17 protein-coding genes are annotated in these 19548 nt (G+C 65.4%); 7 read left to right on the forward strand and 10 right to left on the reverse strand.

The genetic code is table 11. The annotated features are described in order from the left end of the window. Positions 1–264: 264 nt before the first annotated feature. Positions 265–2094: an aminopeptidase P family protein gene (locus I6F36_RS32430; RefSeq protein ID WP_225172868.1), complete on the reverse strand. Its 1830-nt coding sequence runs from the start codon at positions 2092–2094 to the stop codon at positions 265–267. Between the two features lie 191 nt (positions 2095–2285). Between I6F36_RS32430 and I6F36_RS32435 the strand changes: the two genes are divergently transcribed. Next, positions 2286–2465: a hypothetical protein gene (locus I6F36_RS32435; RefSeq protein WP_109144965.1), complete on the forward strand. Its 180-nt coding sequence runs from the start codon at positions 2286–2288 to the stop codon at positions 2463–2465. Positions 2466–2504: 39 nt separating this feature from the next. Here the strand turns inward: I6F36_RS32435 and I6F36_RS32440 are convergent, their stop codons facing one another. Beyond that, positions 2505–3392 carry a 50S ribosomal protein L11 methyltransferase gene (locus I6F36_RS32440; RefSeq protein WP_225143111.1) on the reverse strand — a complete coding sequence of 296 codons (888 nt, stop codon included), beginning with the start codon at positions 3390–3392 and terminating at the stop codon, positions 2505–2507. Positions 3393–3546: 154 nt separating this feature from the next. On the opposite strand from I6F36_RS32440, the gene I6F36_RS32445 reads away from it, so the two are divergent. Then, a complete protein-coding gene (locus tag I6F36_RS32445) occupies positions 3547–3711 on the forward strand; it encodes a Flp family type IVb pilin (RefSeq protein ID WP_036006397.1) in 165 nt (54 codons plus the stop codon). A 274-nt stretch (positions 3712–3985) separates the two neighbouring features. Here the strand turns inward: I6F36_RS32445 and I6F36_RS32450 are convergent, their stop codons facing one another. Further along, a complete protein-coding gene (locus tag I6F36_RS32450; RefSeq protein ID WP_036006399.1) occupies positions 3986–5596 on the reverse strand; it encodes an NAD(P)/FAD-dependent oxidoreductase in 1611 nt (536 codons plus the stop codon). A gap of 218 nt (positions 5597–5814) precedes the next feature. On the opposite strand from I6F36_RS32450, the gene I6F36_RS32455 reads away from it, so the two are divergent. Beyond that, positions 5815–8094 (forward strand): fused MFS/spermidine synthase, encoded by a 2280-nt coding sequence (locus I6F36_RS32455; protein ID WP_225172869.1) that lies wholly within the window; start codon positions 5815–5817, stop codon positions 8092–8094. A gap of 106 nt (positions 8095–8200) precedes the next feature. On the opposite strand, the gene I6F36_RS32460 is transcribed toward I6F36_RS32455, so the two are convergent. From I6F36_RS32460 to I6F36_RS32475, 4 genes are all read right to left on the reverse strand, one after another. Beyond that, positions 8201–9196, reverse strand: coding sequence for a glycerophosphodiester phosphodiesterase (locus I6F36_RS32460; RefSeq protein ID WP_225147829.1), 996 nt, complete (start codon positions 9194–9196; stop codon positions 8201–8203). A gap of 38 nt (positions 9197–9234) precedes the next feature. Then, on the reverse strand, positions 9235–10044 hold the full coding sequence (locus I6F36_RS32465) for a L,D-transpeptidase (protein ID WP_225143104.1): 810 nt from the start codon (positions 10042–10044) through the stop codon (positions 9235–9237). A gap of 163 nt (positions 10045–10207) precedes the next feature. Beyond that, on the reverse strand, positions 10208–10969 hold the full coding sequence (locus I6F36_RS32470) for an ABC transporter permease (RefSeq protein ID WP_036006407.1): 762 nt from the start codon (positions 10967–10969) through the stop codon (positions 10208–10210). After that, positions 10966–11889 carry an ABC transporter ATP-binding protein gene (locus tag I6F36_RS32475; protein ID WP_225114526.1) on the reverse strand — a complete coding sequence of 308 codons (924 nt, stop codon included), beginning with the start codon at positions 11887–11889 and terminating at the stop codon, positions 10966–10968. Before I6F36_RS32475 ends, I6F36_RS32470 begins: the two co-directional genes overlap by 4 nt. 285 nt (positions 11890–12174) lie before the next feature. On the opposite strand from I6F36_RS32475, the gene I6F36_RS32480 reads away from it, so the two are divergent. After that, positions 12175–12894, forward strand: coding sequence for a hypothetical protein (locus I6F36_RS32480; RefSeq protein ID WP_225172870.1), 720 nt, complete (start codon positions 12175–12177; stop codon positions 12892–12894). Between the two features lie 30 nt (positions 12895–12924). On the opposite strand, the gene I6F36_RS32485 is transcribed toward I6F36_RS32480, so the two are convergent. Further along, positions 12925–14103: a cytochrome P450 gene (locus I6F36_RS32485; protein ID WP_225172871.1), complete on the reverse strand. Its 1179-nt coding sequence runs from the start codon at positions 14101–14103 to the stop codon at positions 12925–12927. A gap of 16 nt (positions 14104–14119) precedes the next feature. Then, positions 14120–15328 (reverse strand): ABC transporter substrate-binding protein, encoded by a 1209-nt coding sequence (locus I6F36_RS32490; protein ID WP_225172872.1) that lies wholly within the window; start codon positions 15326–15328, stop codon positions 14120–14122. Positions 15329–15435: 107 nt separating this feature from the next. On the opposite strand from I6F36_RS32490, the gene I6F36_RS32495 reads away from it, so the two are divergent. Both I6F36_RS32495 and I6F36_RS32500 read left to right on the forward strand, forming a co-directional pair. Beyond that, entirely contained in the window at positions 15436–15915 is a 480-nt protein-coding gene (locus tag I6F36_RS32495) for a MarR family winged helix-turn-helix transcriptional regulator (protein ID WP_225127783.1), read from the forward strand. A 172-nt stretch (positions 15916–16087) separates the two neighbouring features. Continuing rightward, a complete protein-coding gene (locus I6F36_RS32500; RefSeq protein WP_225172873.1) occupies positions 16088–17032 on the forward strand; it encodes a LysM peptidoglycan-binding domain-containing protein in 945 nt (314 codons plus the stop codon). Between the two features lie 209 nt (positions 17033–17241). Here the strand turns inward: I6F36_RS32500 and I6F36_RS32505 are convergent, their stop codons facing one another. Next, positions 17242–18315: a tartrate dehydrogenase gene (locus I6F36_RS32505; protein ID WP_036006429.1), complete on the reverse strand. Its 1074-nt coding sequence runs from the start codon at positions 18313–18315 to the stop codon at positions 17242–17244. 272 nt (positions 18316–18587) lie between these two features. Between I6F36_RS32505 and I6F36_RS32510 the strand changes: the two genes are divergently transcribed. Next, complete coding sequence (locus I6F36_RS32510) at positions 18588–19505, forward strand: LysR family transcriptional regulator (RefSeq protein ID WP_109144957.1); 918 nt, start codon at positions 18588–18590, stop codon at positions 19503–19505. Positions 19506–19548: the final 43 nt, after the last annotated feature.

A 19548-nucleotide genomic window follows, 5' to 3' on the forward strand; every position in this document is an offset into this window, starting at 1 on the left:
GGCAGCCACAAACTGCTCTGGGTGGGCTCGATCCGATCGCCAGCGGCCTGCCGGGGTTGCAGCCCCGGCAGGCCATTCCTCTCGGAACACCCCAATCAATATCCGATTGCGCTATTACAAGGGTGGGCAAAGACGCGCTCTTTGCGCGGCGTGCCCACCATTGCTGCCGTCACCCGGAGATGGATGGTGGGCACGCATCCGCCTCCGCTCTTCGAGCGGCAGCGGATGCTTTGCCCACCCTACGCAGGCAGTCTTATGACGGAGTTAGAGCTTCAGCTCCGCCGTGGCCTGATCGAGCCAGATCTTCGTCGCCTCGTCCAGCGCCGGCCGCACGTCGTCCCTGACGCGCGCATGGTACGCGTTCAGCCAATCGAGCTCGTCGCGGCTCAGCATCGCGACATCGATCAGACGGCGGTCGATCGGCGCCAGGGTCAGCGTCTCGAACGCGTTCATCGGCTTCTCGGCACCCTTGATGTCGGCGGCGACGACCAGCTCGAGATTCTCGATGCGGATGCCGAAGCCATCGGTCTTGTAGTAGCCGGGCTCGTTCGACAGGATCATGCCGCGCTTCAACGGCGTGGTGCCGAGCTTCGAAATTCGTGCCGGTCCTTCGTGCACCGAGAGATAGCTGCCGACGCCGTGGCCGGTGCCGTGCTCGAAATCGAGCCCGACGGCCCAGAGATATTGCCGCGCCAGCGTGTCGAGTTGCGCGCCCGTGGTGCCGTCCGGAAAGACGGCGCGCGCGATCGCGATGTGGCCGCGCAGCACGCGGGTGAAGCGGTCGCGCATCTCATCCGTCGGCTCGCCGACCGCCATGGTGCGCGTGACGTCGGTGGTGCCGTCTTCATATTGCGCGCCGGAATCGATCAGCAGGAGATCGCCGGGCGCGATCCGCCGGTTGCTCTTGCGGGTGACGCGGTAATGCACGATGGCGCCGTTCGGGCCGGTGCCGGAGATGGTCGGGAACGAGACGTCCCTGAGCGCGCCGGTGTCGCGGCGGAAGGTTTCCAGCGCCTCGACCGCGTCGATCTCGGTGAGCTTGCCGCTTGGCGCCTCGCGATCGATCCATGCGAGGAAGCGCGCCAGCGCCACGGCGTCGCGCAAATGAGCCGTCTTGGTGCCCTTGATCTCGGTCGCGTTCTTGACCGCCTTGAGCAGTGCAACCGGATCGCTGCCGCGCACCGGCTTGCCGCCGGCCCCGCTGATCAGGCGGCTGAGTGCGTCGGCCGCTGTGGCATTGTCGAGCGCAATGGCCGCACCGCTCTTGGCCAGCGCCATCAGCGTCGGCGCCATGGCGTCCGGTTCGCGCACGTCAGCGGACTGCTCGAGATGGTCGCGTGTGAGGTTGGAGAGCTTGCGGTGGTCGATGAAGATGGTGGGACGGCCGTCCTTCGGCACCAGCGCGTAGGACAGTGGCAGCGGCGTATGGGCGACGTCGGCGCCGCGGATGTTGAAGGTCCAGGCCACCGCGTGGCTGTCCGACAGCACCAAGGCATCGGTGCCGAGCTTGGCGATGTCGGCCCTGATCTGGGTCAGCTTCTCCGCTTCAGTGATACCGGCGTGCTGAAGGCTGTGCACCGCGACGGGGGCGATCGGCGGCTGCGGCCGGTCCTGCCAGATCGCGTCGATCGGATTGCTGTCGACCGCGACCAGCTCGGCCCCGGCCTTGGTGCAGGCGGCGGACAATCGCTCGGCTGCCGAAAAAGTGTGCAGCCACGGATCAAATCCGAGGCGGTCGCCGGCTTTCAGATGCGCCGCCACCCAGCTCTCCGGCGGCGGGTCGATCAGCGATTCCACTACCCATGCCTTGGCATCGACCTGCTTGGCCGCCTGCAGCGTGTAGCGGCCGTCGACGAACAGCGCAGCCTCCTGCGGCAGAACCACTGCTAGTCCCGCCGAGCCGGTAAAGCCGGTCAGCCAGGCGAGCCGCTCTTCCGATGGCGGCACATATTCGTTCTGCTGCTGATCGGCACGTGGCACGACGAAGCCGGTCAACTTGCGACGGGCAAGTTCTTCGCGAAGTGCGGCCAGTCGTGCCGCCAACGCGACGCCGGCCTCCGGCTCCTCGAATGTCTGGAAGTGCGCTTCGAACATGGTGGATCACTTTAGGATCATGGAGATCAGTCCGCAATGTAGACGCATTTGCGTCGCATCTGGCTGGCATGGACTGTGCTTGAAATAGTTCCATTCGAATTGAGTGGAGTAAAGGATGCGGCAGTTGCGCTTCGTCCGGATAACAGGGAAATTCGAGCGGGTGGTTCATCTCAACGGCGAGGGGACACACAATGCCAGCGTTCACCTTTGAGAAGATTTCGCCTCCGGCGCGCCGCGCTCCGATAGCGGCAGTACCGAAGAAGCCGCGCGGCCTCATCAGCCAGATGATCGACCGTTTCGCCGAGCGCCGCGCCAAACGCGCCTTGCGGGGCAAGCGCGCGTCACGCCGCGACGAGAAGCCGGCCGAGTAGCGCGGCGAGGGAGCGCACCGCCGTCGCGACGCGGTTAGTTCATCCCACCTTCCTCAGCAGCAGACTGCTCCACCCCTCGATGCGCAGATGCTTCACCGGCACGAGGCCGCGGGCGCGGTAGGCGGCGATCACGGCGGGCGCCTGGTGCGTCAAGAGGCCGGAGAGGATGACGGGGGCGCCAGGCGCAAGGTGCCGCGTCATCGGGCTCGCCAATTGCCGCAACGGATTGGCAAGGATATTGGCGAGCACCAGGTCGAACGGGCCTGCACGCGCAAAATCTGGCGCGGCAAAGCCGGTCGCGCGGATCACCCGCACATGGTTGCCAACTTCGTTCAGCGTGGCGTTCTCGGCGGCCACCCGGACCGATGGCGGATCAATGTCGGAAGCGAGCACCGCGCGATGCAGCGCCTTCGCCGCCGCGATCGCCAGCACGCCCGTGCCGGTGCCGAGATCGAGCAGGCTCCTTGGGCGGGAGCTCTTCAGGACATGGTCAAGCAGAAGTAAACAGCCGCGCGTCGTGCCATGGTGACCGGTGCCGAAGGCGAGCGCCGCCTCGATCTCGATGGCAAGCTTGTTCGGCGCCACACGGTCGCGATCGTGGCTGCCGTGCACGACGAAGCGGCCGGCCGGCACCGGGACCAGATCTTCAAGGCTGGCTTTGACCCAGTCCTTGGCTTCGACAGTGTCGAAGACGAGCGTCGCCGCGATCTCATTTCCTGCTGAAGTTGCAACGAGTTCGCGCAGCCATGCCTGATCGGGCGCTGCGGCGAAATGCAACGTGACGTCCCAGCGTCCGTCAGGCCGTTCGAACGCGGCGACCGCCGCATCGCCGTCGAAAAAGACCTCGGTGAGCACGTCGACGACGCGCTTGGCGTCGGCTTCGCTGCCAATCGAAAAGCTGGCGCGATAGGTCGGGGAAGGCTGCATTCAGGGTTCCGTCGCGTTCAATTTTTGGAACTTTTGCTGCCCAGTTTTCGGACAAGTTGAGGTTCCCGTATTAACGCGCCTGCAGTGTGTGGCCCGTATATTTTCGGATGTACAAGCAAGTCCACGCAGCTTTGAATTGAAACGGAGGCGAGTCTTGAAGCGCATGATTCAGAAGTTCTGGTCGGATGAGTCCGGTGCAACCGCGATTGAATACGGCCTGATCGCCGCGGGTATCGCCCTGGCGATCATTACCGTGGTGAACGGCCTGGGCACCACCATGAACGAGAAGTTCACTTCGATTAGCACCTCCTTGAAGTAATTTCCGCCGCCATTTTCCAGCGGGGGCTATTTTCTTCAAAGGCTGTTTCTGATCACCGCCCGCTAGGGGTCTCCCCTGGCGGGCGAGGTCGTTTTTGCCGCCCGACTTCACAGCTTATCCGCCTGCTTGTCCGGACTTTGTCCACCACTTTTCCCCTGATCGCCCCGCCGATTTCCCACCGGCTTTCCCCAGGATCGCTCCTGGCCGTATCGCCCAGGCCTCCTCTGGCCGCTCACAGGCCTTTCGACAGCCTGTCCACAACCAATCCACAGCCCTATCCACGGCTTCCGAACAGGGCGCGGTGATCCCGCAGGATGGCCTGCGCGGCGTTATGGCCGGGCGCGCCGGTCACGCCGCCGCCGGGATGGGCGCCGGATCCGCAATGGTAGAGGCCTCTCAGCGGCCCGCGATAATCGGCGTGGCCCAGCATCGGCCGCGCCGAGAACAGCTGGTTCAATGTCAGCGCGCCGTGGAAGATGTCGCCGCCAAGCAGCCCGAATTGCCGCTCGAGATCGAGCGGAGACAGGATCTGACGGCCGAGCACGCTTGCCGCAAATCCCGGCGCGTACTTATCCACCGTCGCGATCATGAGATCGGCGACCTCGTGGCGATGGTCATCCCACGACTTTCCATCGGGAAGCCCTGGTGCGACATGCTGGCAGAACAGGCTCGCGACATGCTTGCCGGCCGGGGCCAGCGTGTCGTCGAGCGTCGAGGGGATCAGCATCTCCACCACGGGCTCGCGGCTCCAGCCCTGCGCGCGCGCGTCGAGCCAGGCACGGTCCATATAGCCAAGGCTCGGCGCCAGGATGATGCCGGAGGTGAGGTGATCGCCCTCGCCTGAGAGCGCCGTGAAGGAGGGCAGGCGGTCCAGCGCCACATTCATCCGGAAGGTGCCGGAGCCGTTCTTCCAATGCCGCATTCGGGCGAGGAAGTCCGCAGGCAGAGCATCGGCCGCGATCAGGCGCGTGTAGAGCAGCTTTGGATTGACATTGGCCGCGACATATTTCGCGCGGATCGCAGAGCCGTTCTCCAGCACGATTCCGACGGCGCGGTCGCGCTCGACGATGACCTCGCGCACACCGGCATCCGTGTCGATCACGACGCCACGGTCGCGTGCCGCGCGCGCCATCGCCTGCGTGATCGCGCCCATGCCGCCGATGGCGTGGCCCCACACGCCCTTCTTGCCGTTCACCTCCCCGAACGCGTGATGCAGCATCACATAGGCCGAGCCGGCGGCGTAGGGGCTGGCATAATTGCCGACGATGGCGTCGAAGCCGAACAGCGCCTTGACCAGATCGTGCTCGAAACGTTCGTCCAGCATCTCGCCGGCCGAGCGCGTGAACAGATCGAGCAGGCTGCGGCTTTGTTCCAGCGTCAGGCCGCGCAGAATGTTGGCGCTCTGCAAAGCGTTCACGGCCTCGCGGACCGCGTTGGTGCCAAAGCTGTCGAGCAGGTTCGGCGGCGCGCGGAGCACGAACCGCCTGAGCACGTCGGCAATGCCTTCCAGCTCGCGCGCGAAGCCGTCGAGCGCTTCCGCATCATGCGCGCTGAGCCGCGCCACCGAGGCTTTCGTTCGTCCCTCGCCGGTGAGGAGATAGCTGCCGTCCGGCGCGGGCAGAAAATTCTGCGCACGCCGCTCGACGATGCGCAGGCCCTGCTCGGCAAGCTTGAGGTCACGGATCACCTGCGGATTGAGCAGGCTCACGGTGTAGGCGGCGACAGAATTGCGAAAGCCGGGGTGAAACTCCTCCGTCACCGCGGCACCGCCGACCACCTTGCGCCGCTCGACCACGCGCACGCGCAGGCCCGCCATAGCCAGATAGGTCGCGCAGGTGAGGCCGTTATGGCCCGCGCCGATGATGATGACGTCGGTATCTGTCATGAAGAATGCGAGGCCCGGTCTACTGTCATTCCGGGGCTCGCGAAGCGAGAACCCGGAATCTCGAGGTTCCGGGTTCGATGCTTTGCATCGCCCGGAACGACCCTCTTATATCAAGCATTCCTTGCTGCAACATCACGCCACACTTTATTGCCCGTCCAGGCGCCTTGTGCTCCATTGCGCGCGATCCGGCGCCCGCCGGGGTTTGAGCCGGAGCATTCATGGATTCGATCGTGCAACCCGCCGCCACGGAGCAGCCGTCGTCGTCGCGCAACCGGCTGCTGCTGACGGTCTACACCGCTGCGATCTTCGTCAGCGCGCTGCTGCTGTTCTCGGTGCAGCCGCTGTTCACCAAGATGGTGCTGCCGCGGCTCGGCGGCTCGCCGGCGGTGTGGTCGGTGGCCATGGTGTTCTTCCAGTCGCTGCTGCTGGCCGGCTATGCCTATGCGCATCTGCTGATGCAGGCGCGGAACCGGATCGTCCCCGTCGCGGTACATCTGGTGCTGCTGTTCGCCGCCTTCGCCACGCTGCCGCTCGGCATCGCCTCCGCCTATGGCGAGCCGCCGGCTTCGGGCTACGCAGTCTGGCTGCTCGCCCTGTTCGCGGTCTCGATCGGGCTGCCGTTCTTTGCGCTCGCCGCGAACAATCCGCTGCTGCAGGCCTGGTTCGTCCGCACCGGCCATCCGGCCGGGCACGATCCCTATTTCCTCTACGCCTCCTCCAATGTCGGCAGCTTCCTCGCGCTGTTGTCCTATCCGTTCCTGCTGGAGCCGATGTTCACGCTGCAGATGCAGAACCGGTTCTGGACCGGTGGCTATGGCCTGCTGATCCTCCTCATCGGCGCCTGCGGCGTGCTGTTGTTGCGTTCGCCGAAGTTGGCGCTGACCGACACGCGGGCCGAGGACGTGAATGCACCCGCGCCCGGCCTCTTGACGCGGCTGCGCTGGATCTTCCTCGCCGCCGTGCCATCGGGCCTGCTCATCGCCGTCACCGCGCACATCTCGACCGACGTCGCGGCGGCGCCGCTTTTGTGGGTGCTGCCGCTGTCGCTTTACCTCTTGACCTGGGTCGTCGTGTTCCAGTCGCGGCCGCTGCTGCCGCACAAATGGATGCTGATGCTCCAGCCGGTCGCGATTGCGGGCGTCGTCGTCCTGCTGGCTTTCGGCGGCGAGCAGAACCTGCTGCTGACCCTCGGCGGACATCAACTCTGCTTCTTCGTCATCGCCATGGCCTGCCACGGCGAGCTGGCGCGGACGCGGCCTGCCGCCAAATATCTCACCGGCTTCTATGTCGCGTTGTCGTTCGGTGGCATGGTCGGCGGCTTGTTCGCGGGGCTGGTTGCGCCCTTCACCTTCTCGTGGATCGCCGAATATCCGATCCTGATCGCGCTTGCCGCGCTGTGCCGTCCGTCCGGGAATGAGCGGCTGGCCGCAATCGTCACATGGTACTGGCTGGCGCTCGCCGCGCTCGCGGTGGCGCTCATCGCGCCGTCATATACGACCGGTGGCCTCTCGACCTGGTTCGAGGATCATCGTGTCTGGGTCGCCGGCGCCGTCGGCGTGCTCGCCGCGCTGCTCGCGCTGATCCTCAATGCCGGGCGCTGGAAGATCTTTGCCACCGTCGTGCTGGCGCTGGCGTTGATCCGCGTCTATCCCGCGGACGAGGGCCGCGTCACGACCGTGCGCAGCTTCTTCGGCGTGCACAAGATCGTGGTGACGCCGGGCGGTTATTTCCACGTGCTGATGCACGGCACCACCATTCATGGCGCCGAGCGTTTCCGCAACAATGACGGCACGCCTGTTGCCGGCCGGCCCGAGCCGATCACCTATTACCACAAGGACGGCGGCATCGGTCAGGCCGTCAGCGCGATCCGCGAGCGCAAGGGCGCGCCGCTGAAGGTCGCCGCGATCGGCGTCGGCTCCGGCACGCTCGCCTGCGCCGCCGAGCAGGGGGAGGACTGGACCTTCTTCGAGATCGACCAGTCCATGGTCGATGCGGCGCGTGATCCCAGGAATTTCCGCTACATCTCGAGCTGCATGCCCGACATGAAGCCCGTCATCGGGGATGCGCGCCTCACCTTCGCCAAGGAGCCCGACGGCGCCTATGATCTCGTCATCGTCGACGCCTATTCGTCCGACGCGATCCCGATCCATCTTGCGACCGAAGAGGCGATGAAGATCTACAAGGACAAGCTCGCGCCGCACGGTGCCGTGGTGATGCACGTCTCCAACCGGCATCTGGACCTCGAAACCGTCGTCGTCGGTATCGCGGACGCCAATGATCTCAAGAGCTGGGTCTTCAACGAGGATTCCGGGCGCGATGGTGACTACATCTTCTCCACCGACGTCGTCATCTCCGCGCGCGAGGAGGCCGACATCGGCAGGCTCGCGTCCTCCAAGCAATGGGAACAGACCGAAGCCGACGACAGGGTGCGGGTCTGGACCGATGACTATTCGAACATCCTGGGCGCGCTGTATCGGCGTTGGAAGGACGGCGAGTAGGGCTCTCTTCGTAGCCCGGATGGAGCGAAGCGCAATCCGGGGGCGCTCCCGGCGTGGTACTGTCCCGGATTTCGCTGCGCTCCATCCGGGCTACGAGGCATCGCAACTACGGCGCCACGGGCGTCCCCACCGGCAGCGCAATTCCCTTAGCGCCGGCCACCTCTCGTAATAGATCCGGCCTGTCCGAGATGATGCCGTCGACGCCGAGCTCGATCATGCGCGTCATGTCCTCGCGCTTGTTCACCGTCCACACCACGACGCGCAGTCCGAGCGCGTGGGCCTCGGAGACCAGAGGCGCGGTCACGTCGCCGAAATAAGGCGACCAGATCGCGCCGCCCGCAGCCTTGATCGTGCGCGGCAGCGAGCCGGCGTGATCGGCCGGGTTGAACCCCGCCGTCCAGTTTGTCGCCTTGTCGAGCGCTACCGTCGGAGCCAGGCTGCGCTGGATCGTCAGGTACGCGGTCGGGATGTTCGGCGCCTGCTGCTGGACGCGACGCAAGGTTCGCCAGTCGAACGACTGGATCATGACGCGATCGGAGACTCCCTCGGTCTCGATCACCCCGAGCAGCTTCGCGACGAATTCTTGCGGATCAAGCGTTTCATCGGGACGGTTCGGATCGATCTTGGTCTCGATGTTGAAGCGCACTTGCCTGTTGCCGGACTTGCGCACCAGCGCGAACAGCTCGCGCAAGGTGGGAATGCGAGTCCCCGGGACGGCACGCTGGCCCGGAAATTGTTTCGCATAGGCACTGTCCGGCCGAATCTGGCCGACGTCATAGGTCCTGATCTCGTCGAGCCGCAATTTCACGAACGGCGTGCCGGGCGGAGCGATGTAGGCGCCATCGGGCCGCCGTGCGAGATCGGGATTGAGCCCGCGCTCATGCGCGACGATCACTTCGCCGTCGGCGGTGACGCCGACGTCGAGCTCCAGCGTGTCCACGCCCATCGTCAGCGAATGGGCGAAGGCGGGCAGGGTGTTTTCCGGCAGCAGCGCCCGCCCGCCGCGATGCGCCTCGAGGTCGAAGGCCAAATCAGATCCCATGGCTTGTCCGGCAGTGAGCAGCGAGAGCAGCACCGGGATTGTCGTGGCACGTGATGGCATGGTGCCTCGACGGTCAAGGGCGGTTGATGGTCGCCGCGTCAGTTCTGATAGTAGTAGCCGCGCGGCTGATAAACCTGCCGCGGCTGCGGCTGATAGTAATAGCCCTGCTGGCCGTAGCCCTGGTCGTAATAGGGCCGCGGCTGCTGCTGATAGACCTGCGCGTCGTAGAGCGGGCGGGTGGCCGAGCGCGGCGCCGGATAGCGCGCGCCGGTGTCGCTGCCGTCGGCCGGGTAGATGTAATTGTCGTCCTGCGGCATGTAGCGCCGCGCGGGCTGCGCCGGCGGGGTCAGGTCCACGGGGGCGCCGGTGGTGGCGTATTGGTCTTCGGCCGGCTGCGGGGCGCGGGCCACCGCAGTGTTGTTGCGGCCGCGCGGATTGCGCGCCAGCGCCACCTGTGCCGAGCCGGTCAGCGTCACCGTGGTGTTGAGCACGCCCTGCTGCTGCACCAGCGCATAGAGCGTCGAGGCATTCTGGCGCGACAGGCGCACGCAGCCATGGGATGCCGGCGAGCCGAGCCGGCCGACCGAGTCCGTGCCGTGGATGGCGTGCCCGACCTTGGTGAAGAAGATCGCGTGCGGCATCGGCGCGTCGTCGAATTCCTTGGAGTAGTGATCCTCTTCCATGCGGAAGGCCCGGAAGGCGCCGTTCGGCGTCTCGCGCGAGGGGAGGCCGGTCGACACCGGCCAGCGGTAGCGCGCGACCCCGTCGACGGCGACGGTCATCTGCTGATTGTCCTTGTCGACGGTGATCTCGACCTTGGCCTGCGCGGTGCCCGCGCTCATAAGCATCAGGGACGTGAAAGCAATAAAAAACGAACGCATCTGACTTCTGGCCTCCGGCCTGTTCATGCTTAGCGCCGCGGCTCTCCGTCCCCCGGCGTGCATTATGCCTGCAGCCCGGCGTTGGTTCCAGCGGCCAGCCTGTCCATCGTTAACGTGATGGCAGGCGTAAGCAAGGCCGCTTTGTGCCGCGCCGGCCGGCGGCGCTGACATTTTCGCGAGCGCCGCGTGGTCAGTTCTTGAGCCGGTATCCGGTTCGGAAAATCCACCAGATCACGACCAGGCAGATCACCAGGAAGGCCAACGTCATGCCGATGCTGACGGACACGCTGACGTCGGCGATCTCGTAAAAGCTCCAGCGGAAGCCGGAGATCAGATAGACGACCGGGTTGAGCAGCGCGACCGTGCGCCAGGTCGGCGGCAGCATGTCGATGGAATAGAAGCTGCCGCCGAGGAAGGTGAGCGGCGTCACCACCAGCATCGGAATCATCTGCAGCTTCTCGAATCCGTCGGCCCAGATGCCGATGATGAAGCCGAACAGGCTGAACGTCACCGCCGTCAGCACCAGGAAGGCCAGCATCCAGACCGGATGCTGGATATGCAATGGAACGAAGAGCCCGGCGGTCGCCAGGATGATCAGGCCCAGGATGATCGACTTGGTGGCGGCGGCGCCGACATAGCCGAGCACGATCTCGAAATAGGAGATCGGCGCCGACAGGATCTCGTAGATCGTGCCGGTGAATTTCGGGAAGTAGATGCCGAACGAGGCGTTGGCGATGCTCTGCGTCAGCACCGAAAGCATGATCAGGCCCGGCACGATGAAGGTGCCGTAGCTGACGCCCTCGACCTCGCTGATGCGCGAGCCGATCGCAGCGCCGAACACCACGAAATAGAGCGAGGTCGAGACCACCGGCGAGACGATGCTTTGCAGCAGGGTCCGCCAGGTACGCGCCATTTCGAACAGGTAGATGGCGCGGATGGCGCGGTGGTTCATGACGTCCTCACGAGGTCGACGAAAATGTCCTCGAGCGACGATTGCGTCGTGTCGAGGTCGTTGAAGCGGATGCCGGCGGTGCGGAGGTCGCCGAGCAGGCTGGTGATGCCGGTGCGCTCGCCCTGGGTGTCGTAATCGTACACCAGCGTCGCGCCGCCGTCGCAGAGCTCGAGCTCGTAATGGCTGAGGCTTTCCGGCAACGCCGTCACCTTGTTCTGCAGGTGCAGCGTCAGCCGCTTCTTGCCGAGCTTCTGCATCAAAGTGGTCTTGTCCTCGACCAGCACAATCTCGCCCTTGTTGATGACGCCGATGCGGTCGGCCATCTCCTCGGCTTCCTCGATGTAATGCGTGGTGAGGATGATGGTGACGCCGGACTGCTGAAGCCCGCGCACCACCTCCCACATGCCCTTGCGCAGCTCGACGTCGACGCCGGCGGTCGGCTCGTCCAGGAACAGGATCTGCGGCTCGTGCGACAATGCCTTGGCGATCATCACGCGGCGCTTCATGCCGCCGGAGAGCGTGATGATCTTGTTGTCCTTCTTGTCCCACAGCGAGAGGGCCTTCAGCACCTTCTCGATGTGATCGGGGTTCTTCGGCTTGCCGAACAGGCCGCGGGAGAAGCTCACGGTCGCCCACACGCTTTCGAACGCGTCGGTGTGCAATTCCTGCGGCACGAGGCCGATCAGCGAGCGCGCCTTGCGGTAGGAGGTCTGGATGTCCTCGCCGCCGACCAGGACGCGGCCCTCGCTCGGATTGGCGATGCCGCAAATGATCGAGATCAGCGTGGTTTTGCCGGCGCCGTTGGGGCCGAGCAGCGCAAAAATCTCGCCGCGCTTGATGTCGAGGTTGACGTTCTTGAGCGCCTTGAAGCCGGACCCATAGGTCTTCGACAGATTGGCGACGGAGATGATGGAAGACATGATGGCCGCGAGGCTGAGGAGCAAAGGCTGGGGAGGGGGCCGGACCATCCAGGAGGACAGGTCGGCGGAGCCCTGAAATAGGAACGCCATTGTCCCTCCGCAATTCCCCGGAGAAAAATGGTCTCAAAACAGGCGCTTTAGTGGCATGTTCCGGGCAAGTGTTGCGCGATGGACACGGCTTGCTGCTAAGATTGGCGCTCACGCGCCTCTTTGTTGCGTCTGCGAGCGCGCCGTGGCTACGATTCCGGCCAATCGGGAAGCGTATTGTCTCCAGGGAAAAGATCGATGAGACCGAACGGCCGTCACACCGCCGGCGCAAGCCAATTGTCCGCCCTCCGTGCGTGGGCGATGGGTCTGCTCCTGCTGTCAGCTGTTGCCATCAGCCCGACCACTGCCAAGGCCGCGCCGAGCCAGGCCGCGGCGGCGACCACGCATGTCTATCTGCTCCGCGGCGTGCTCAACATCTTCTCGCTCGGCCTCGACACCATCGGCGCCCGGCTCCAGGCGCAGGGCGTTCCGGTGACCGTCGCCAATTTCGTGTCCTGGTCCTCGCTCGCCGATGAAGCGGCGGCTGCCTACAAGGCCGGTCGGCTCAAGACCATCATCCTGGTCGGCCATTCCTCGGGTGCGACCGCGCTGCCCGACATGATCGCCAAGCTCAACCAGCTCGGCGTGCCCGTGAAGCTCGCGATCGGCCTCGACTCCGTGTTCAAGACCAAGCTCTCGACCGGCGCGGAACGCTACATCAACATCTATATCGGCGATGGCCCCGGCGAGCCGGTGCGGGCCGCGGCCGGGTTCCGCGGCAAGCTCGACAATGTCGACATCCGCGGCAGTGGCGTCGGCCACATCTCGATCGACAAGAACGAGGCGATCCAGCGCCGCGTCATCGCCGAGATCGACGCTGCCATCATGCGCTCGCGCGCCCCGGCTGCGCGAGTCGCCGAACCCGCTGCGCCGCGGCCCGCACGCGCGGCGGCGGCAACGGATCCGGCGAGGAATTGAGCCGTCGCGCATCCTGCCGCGTGATGCCGCCTAAGCTGGCGTCACGCGAACCGGCATGCTCTCCAGCCCGCGCAGGGAATTGTTGAGCCTGCGCTTCGGCTCCGCCGCGAGCTCGATCGTCTTCACGCGCCTTGCGAGCTCGCCGAAGATCAATTCGCCCTCCAGACGCGCGATCATCTGGCCGACGCAGGCGTGTATGCCTGCGCCGAAGCCGACATGGCCGGTCGCAACCCGCTCCACGTCGAAACGGCCCGGCTTGTCCCAGCGCGCGGGATCGCGATTGGCGGAGGCCATGAACAGCAGCACCTTGCGGTGCGCCGGGATCACGCCGCCGCCGATCTCGGCATCGCGCGAGGTGGTGCGAAAAAACGTCTGCACCGGTGAATCGTAGCGAAGGCCTTCCTCGAAGGCGTTGCGCGCCAGCTCTGGTTTCTCGTGCAGCTTGCGATATTCGTCCGGATGAGTGGTGAGCGCGAGCAGGGTATTGCCGATGCCATTGACGGTGGTGTCGATTCCTGCCGTGAGGAACGGCCGCACCAGATGCGTCGCCTCGTGCTCGGTGATCTCGCCCTCATCGGCCGCCTGGTAGATCATCATGCCGAGGCTGTCGGGCCGTAGCGCATCGCGCGCACAACATTCCATGATCCAGCTCTGCGCCGCGAGGCCGTCCTTCCGCGACGCCGCGAGGATCTCGTTCTCCGGGCCGAAGCTGTTGAATACGAACGTGCTCCAGGCGAGCAGCTTCTCGCGCCCATCGGGGCGGATGCCGATCGCGTCCGGAAACACCTTCATCGGATAGGCTTCCGCAAGATCGGTCACGGCATCGAAGGTGCCTTTGTCGATCAGCTCCGAGACCTTCCTCTCTGCTTCGCGCTGGAACGTCTCGCGCAGCTTCCTTGCGACGCCCGGAGACAGCGTGCGGCCGAGCACGCGGCGGCCCTTGTCGTGGTCGGGCGGATCGATCTGCAGCGTCAGCGGCTTTGGCAGCGCCGGGTTCATCCCGTTCAGCCCGACGCCCTCGCCACTGATGAACGTTTTCCAGTCCTTCAGGGCCGCTTCGACCTCGGCATTGCGGGCCATGGCCCACACGCCGTAGCGTTCCACTTCGAACACCGGCCCGATTGCGCGCAGCGCCTCATAGGCGGGATAGGGATCCGTCAGAAAGCCGGGCGCGAACGGATCGACCGGACTGGAAGCAATGCCGCTCATGGTCAGCTCCGAACCGCTATTGCTTTGCGAGCGGGCACTGACCGTCACTCTCGGACCGGAACGCGTCCTCGCCCTTGATCGTGCCAACGACCTTCAGCAGATCCCAGGACGAATTCGATTCCTCGGGAGCCTTGACCTGCAACAGGTAGAGCGGATGGATCTTGCGGCCGTCCTTGCGGATGTAGCCCTTGCCGAACAACTGATCGTCGGTCGGCATCTGCTTCATCGTCGCGACCACGGCCTTGCCGTCCTTGGCGCCGCCGGCCTTGTCGACCGCCTTGAGGTAGTGGATGACCGAGGCATAGACGCCGGCCTGCATGTCGTTCGGATAGGCCTTCGAGGGAATGCGTTCGGCGAAGCGCTTCGCGAAAGCACGCGTGCCGTCGGTCAGATCCCAGTAGAACGGATTCATGATCTGCGCGCCCTGCGCAAACTTGAGCCCAAGCGCGGGAAGGCCGTTCATGCCGAGGATCAATCCGACCAGCTTGTGATCCTTCGTCAGCCTGAACTCGGCGGCCTGCTTCATCGAGGTGATGGTATCGTCCCCTGCATTGGCGAATGCGATGACGCTCGCACCCGACGCCTGGGCCTGGAGCAGGAATGAGGCGTAATCAGCCGTGCCCAACGGATGCCGCACGCTGCCGAGCACCTCACCGCCGGACGCTTTCACGGCTTCCGCGGCCTGCTTTTCCAGATCATGGCCGAACGCGTAATCCGCGGTGATGAAGAACCATTTCTTGCCGCCCTGCTGCACGATGGCCTTGCCGAGGCCGCGCCCGTAGGAATAGGTGTCGTAGGTCCAGTGCACGGTGTTTGGCGTGCACTTCTCGCCGGTCAGCAGTACCGTGCCGGCGCCCGAGCCGACGAAGACCTTGTTCTTCTCGGCGCTCATGCCGGCCACGGCGAGCGCAATCGACGAGTTCGGAATGTCGAAGATCGCATCGACGCTCTCGTTCTCGTACCAGCGCCGGGCGATACCGATGCCGATGTCCGTCTTGTTCTGATGGTCCGCCGCAACGACTTCCACCGGCTTGCCGGCGGCCTTTCCGCCATAGTCCTCGACGGCCATCTTGGCGGCGACGACCGAGCCGATGCCCTGATAGCTCGCGAACGGCCCCGATTGATCGTTCAGGATGCCGATCTTCACGACGTCCTGGGCCAAGGCCGGTGCGGCGGTCAGCACCGCGGCCACCATGCACAGTTTATGCAGGAATTTGCTGTTCATTGTGTCCCTCCCATGGGCGGTCTTGGTGCCGCTCTATAATAGTTATATTTTATAGCTATTTTTGAGAGTGTCAATTCGGCCGACTTGTGGCCGCCGGATCCAGGATCATGAGCCCGAAAGCAGTCAGACCCGGAGCGAAGCCCCCTCAACCGTCGGAGACGTCACTGGACTTGCGCGCGCTGCAGCGCACGCCCGGCTTCATGCTGCGACTCGCGCAGCTGAAGTTCTTCGAAGGCTTCTACGAGGAGTTCGCCGCACTGGGCCTGACGCCGGCGACCTACGCGATCTTCGTCGTCATTCGCGACAATCCGGGCGTTCCCCCCAGCAGCCTTGCCAGCCTGCTCCGCCTGCGCCTGCCGAACCTGATCAAGATCCTGAACGAGCTGGAATCGTCCGGCTTCATCAAGCGTAACCGCTCGAAATCCGACCGCCGCGCCGTCGAGTTGATGCTTACGCCGAAGGGCGCCAAGCTCATTCAGGACGGGGCAAGCCTGACGGGGCTCTATAACCGGAAGATGCTGGCCCCGCTCACCGAGGCGGAGCAGCGCACCCTGCTCGAATTGCTCAACCGGCTGCTGCCGCTTTAGCCCGGGAGAGGCCCGCCTGAGGCCGACGGTCGCAGCCACGTCCAGCGGCGCGGCAGCCGGAGAGGGCGCCGGACGAGAGATGGTCGGTTCCGTGCCCCAAAATCCACCCAATCGATGGTCACTAAGCCGGTCAGGGGAGGCCCCTGCCTCCCGTGGTGGGACTGCTGGACTGATGATTCATTCGAGGCGACTCCTCGCGCTGGCAGCAGTGGTGCTGCTCGCCTTGAGCAGTGGCATGGCCGCTGCTACTCCCCCCAAGTCCAAGACCAACGCGCCCGCCCCCGCCGCGCCGCCGCCGCCTCCGCCGTTCGAGCCGTTGCCGCCGCCAAAAATCTACCTGTTCCGCGGCGCTATGGGCCCGATCTTCTCGACCGGCATGGATCGGCTCGAAGAGAAGCTAACGAAGGCCGGCTTCTCGGCCAACGTCTACGAATTCACCATCTGCCGGTGGATCGGCGATCGCGCCATCTCCAGCTATAAGGAATCGCCGGCGCCGATCGTGCTGATGGGCCATTCCATGGGCGGGCTGTGCTCGATCGTCATCTCCGAGATGGCGGCCAAGGAGAACATCCCGATCAGCCTCGTCATCGCCATCGATCCCGCGCAAGCGACCGGCGATGTCCCCCTCAACGTCGAGCGCTTCATCAACATCTTCCTGTCCGACAGCGTGCTCGGCGGCGGCGACGTCGTGGCTGTTCCCGGCTTTCGCGGCCATTACGCCAGCTATGACCTCAAGCGGAACGCGCGCGTCACCCACATCAACATCGAGAAGTCCGACGATATCCATCGTCAGATCGTCGAGATGGTGACGCAGCTGCCGCGCATTCCGCCGCAAACGCAGGCCGATGCCGTGCCGCTGCGCTATCTCGTGCCGGCGGACACGCTGGTCGAATTGTGGGACAGCGGCGTGCGGGTGCCGGTGCGCCGCGGCGACACCATGGAGAGCATCGCAGCAGCAAACCGCGTGCCGCTGTGGACGCTCGCGCAGAGCAACTCGCTGCCCGAGAACGCGCAGCTGACGCCGGGCCAGACCATCATCGTCCCCCGCCATCTGACACCGCCCGAGCCGGCCGCCGCGATGGCCACGCCGCCGGCGTCACCGGCGGCGCGGAGGTAGGGGCCGTTATCTTGCCGCAGAAGGCGGTGCGCTCCCTCTCCCGCTTGCGGGGGAGGGTTGGGGAGGGGGGTCTCTCCTCGATCGAGGACCCCAGAGAAGAGAGCCCCCACCCGCCGCGCTCTGGCGCGCAATTGCGCTGCCGAGCGCGTCGCCCTGCCCGCAAGCAGGAGAGGTGCAGCGAGTCCTTGGCGACACTCGATCCGATAAGACTAAACATTCGATCCGTGGATCGCATCGATCACGGCGTCCGTGACCTCCTTCGTGGTCGCCTTGCCTCCGACATCCGGCGTCAGCACGCCCGCGGCGCAGACACGCTCGACGGCGGCCATCAGCCGTAAGGCGGCATCCTTCTCGCCGAGATGCTCGAGCATCTGCGCGCCGGTCCAGAACGTCGCGACAGGGTTGGCGATGCCCTTGCCGGTGATGTCGAACGCCGAGCCGTGGATCGGCTCGAACATCGAGGGGAAGCGGCGCTGCGGATCGATGTTTCCGGTCGGGGCGACGCCGAGGCTTCCAGCCAGCGCGCCGGCGAGATCGGAGAGGATGTCGGCGTGGAGATTGGTTGCGACGATGGTGTCGAGGCTCTTCGGATGCAGCGTCATGCGCACCGTCATGGCGTCGACCAGCATCTTGTCCCAGGTCACGTCAGGGAATTCGCCGGCGACCTCGGCCGCGATCTCGTCCCACATCACCATGCCGTGGCGCTGCGCGTTCGACTTGGTCACGACGGTCAGCAGCTTGCGCGGGCGCGACCGCGCGAGCTGGAACGCATAGCGCATGATCCGCGTGACGCCGACGCGGGTGAAGACGGCGACTTCGGTGCCGACCTCTTCCGGCAGGCCCTTGTGGGCGCGGCCGCCCATGCCGGCATATTCGCCTTCCGAGTTCTCGCGCACGATCACCCAGTCGAGATCGCCGACGCCGACATTGCGCAGCGGCGAGGCGACGCCCGGCAGGATCTTGGTCGGCCGCACATTGGCGTATTGGTCAAAACCCTGGCAGATCGGCAGGCGCAGGCCCCACAGCGTGATGTGGTCGGGCACGTCGGGGGCGCCGACCGCGCCGAAATAGATCGCGTCGAACTTCTTCAGCTCGCTGAGGCCGTCCGCCGGCATCATCACGCCGTGCTTCTTGTAATAATCCGAGCCCCAGTCGAACGTCTTGACGTTGAAGGCGAGATCGCCACTGCGTTTTGCGAGAGCCTCCAGCACGCGGACGCCGGCCGAGATCACCTCGGGGCCGATGCCGTCGGCGGGGATGGCTGCGATCGAATGGGTGCGCATGGGAAGGCTCCGTTTGAGAGACCGCGCCGGCATATCCGGCCGTCGGCGTCGCTGGCGAATCTAGACGAGAGTGCCGGGCAAACTCAATCGGCGCTGGTTTATACAAAAAAATGATATAATCATCGGGAGGTCGCCACGGCGTCATGGCCGGGCTTGACCCGGCCATCCACGCCTTTCCCCGCGGCCCAAGAACGTGGATGCCTAGGACAAGCCCGGGCATGACGACCTCGCGCAAGTCTCAAGCGCGGTCGGGCGAGGCGAGAGGACGGCGAATGGAATTGCACCAGCTCCGATGCTTCGTGGCGACGGCCGAGCAGCTGCATTTCGGCCGCGCGGCGCAGCAGCTTCAGATGCTGCCCTCCGCGCTCGGCCGGCAGATCCGGCTGCTGGAGGAAGACCTGGGCACTCGGCTGTTCGCGCGGACCACGCGCGCGGTGTCGCTCACCGAGGACGGCACGACGCTGCTGCGCGATGCCCGCACCATCCTCGCCAAGGTCGAGGCGGTCGAGAGCAACCTGCGCAATCGCTCGCGCGCGGGGACCGCGCGGCGGCTGCGGGTCGGTGCTATCGACAGCGCGGCGGCCGGACTGTTGCCGCCGCTCCTGCGCGATTTCCGCGTCAGGCATCCTGACATCGCGGTGCAGCTCCTCGAAGACAAGACTGTCAGGCTGCTGCCGAAGATTTTGACCGGCGCGCTCGATCTCGCCTTCGTCCGTCCGCCTGACCGGCCGGACAAGCGGCTCGAATTCCGCGGCCTGCTCCAGGAGAGCGCGATCGTTGCGTTCCCGCGGCGGCACGCGCTGGCCGGGCGCAAAGCGATCACGCTGGCGGATATCGCCGACGAGGCGATGCTGGTGCCGGACCGGCGCTCGCGGCCGCACAGCCACGACCTCACCATAAAGCTGTTCGAACAGGCCGGCCTGACGCCGCGCATCGTTCAGGTCGCCGACGAGAAGCAGACCATCATCAACCTCGTGGCAACGAAGCTCGGGGTCGCGATCGTGCCGCGCTGGACCGCACGGATGGCGGTGACCGGTGTGCGCTTCGTGCCGCTTCGACTGAGGCAGAGCGGGCCGGTGGGCCGGTTGCCGCTTGCCGCCGCCTGGCTGCGCGGCTCGCGCGATCCGGCCCGCGATGCCATGCTGGCGGTTCTGGAAGCCCGCCTGCGCAGCTATGCGCGGGAGGCGTGAGCGGCTATGACATCGGCCAAGACAGAGGCCAGGACAGAGGGAT

It is taken from the genome of Bradyrhizobium sp. BRP19 (assembly GCF_020194195.1).
Lineage (GTDB): Bacteria > Pseudomonadota > Alphaproteobacteria > Rhizobiales > Xanthobacteraceae > Bradyrhizobium > Bradyrhizobium yuanmingense.

Bases quoted from the DNA above. Each gene is read 5' to 3' on its own strand.
- I6F36_RS32430 (WP_225172868.1), bottom strand. From the start codon at position 2,094: ATGTTCGAAGCGCACTTCCAGACATTCGAGGAGCCGGAGGCCGGCGTC.
- I6F36_RS32485 (WP_225172871.1), bottom strand. From the start codon at position 14,103: ATGAGCGGCATTGCTTCCAGTCCGGTCGATCCGTTCGCGCCCGGCTTT.
- I6F36_RS32505 (WP_036006429.1), bottom strand. From the start codon at position 18,315: ATGCGCACCCATTCGATCGCAGCCATCCCCGCCGACGGCATCGGCCCC.
- I6F36_RS32500 (WP_225172873.1), top strand. From the start codon at position 16,088: ATGATTCATTCGAGGCGACTCCTCGCGCTGGCAGCAGTGGTGCTGCTC.
- I6F36_RS32460 (WP_225147829.1), bottom strand. From the start codon at position 9,196: ATGCCATCACGTGCCACGACAATCCCGGTGCTGCTCTCGCTGCTCACT.
- I6F36_RS32475 (WP_225114526.1), bottom strand. From the start codon at position 11,889: ATGTCTTCCATCATCTCCGTCGCCAATCTGTCGAAGACCTATGGGTCC.
- I6F36_RS32470 (WP_036006407.1), bottom strand. From the start codon at position 10,969: ATGAACCACCGCGCCATCCGCGCCATCTACCTGTTCGAAATGGCGCGT.
- I6F36_RS32510 (WP_109144957.1), top strand. From the start codon at position 18,588: ATGGAATTGCACCAGCTCCGATGCTTCGTGGCGACGGCCGAGCAGCTG.
- I6F36_RS32480 (WP_225172870.1), top strand. From the start codon at position 12,175: ATGAGACCGAACGGCCGTCACACCGCCGGCGCAAGCCAATTGTCCGCC.
- I6F36_RS32440 (WP_225143111.1), bottom strand. From the start codon at position 3,392: ATGCAGCCTTCCCCGACCTATCGCGCCAGCTTTTCGATTGGCAGCGAA.
- I6F36_RS32490 (WP_225172872.1), bottom strand. From the start codon at position 15,328: ATGAACAGCAAATTCCTGCATAAACTGTGCATGGTGGCCGCGGTGCTG.
- I6F36_RS32465 (WP_225143104.1), bottom strand. From the start codon at position 10,044: ATGAACAGGCCGGAGGCCAGAAGTCAGATGCGTTCGTTTTTTATTGCT.
- I6F36_RS32455 (WP_225172869.1), top strand. From the start codon at position 5,815: ATGGATTCGATCGTGCAACCCGCCGCCACGGAGCAGCCGTCGTCGTCG.
- I6F36_RS32435 (WP_109144965.1), top strand. From the start codon at position 2,286: ATGCCAGCGTTCACCTTTGAGAAGATTTCGCCTCCGGCGCGCCGCGCT.
- I6F36_RS32495 (WP_225127783.1), top strand. From the start codon at position 15,436: ATGAGCCCGAAAGCAGTCAGACCCGGAGCGAAGCCCCCTCAACCGTCG.
- I6F36_RS32450 (WP_036006399.1), bottom strand. From the start codon at position 5,596: ATGACAGATACCGACGTCATCATCATCGGCGCGGGCCATAACGGCCTC.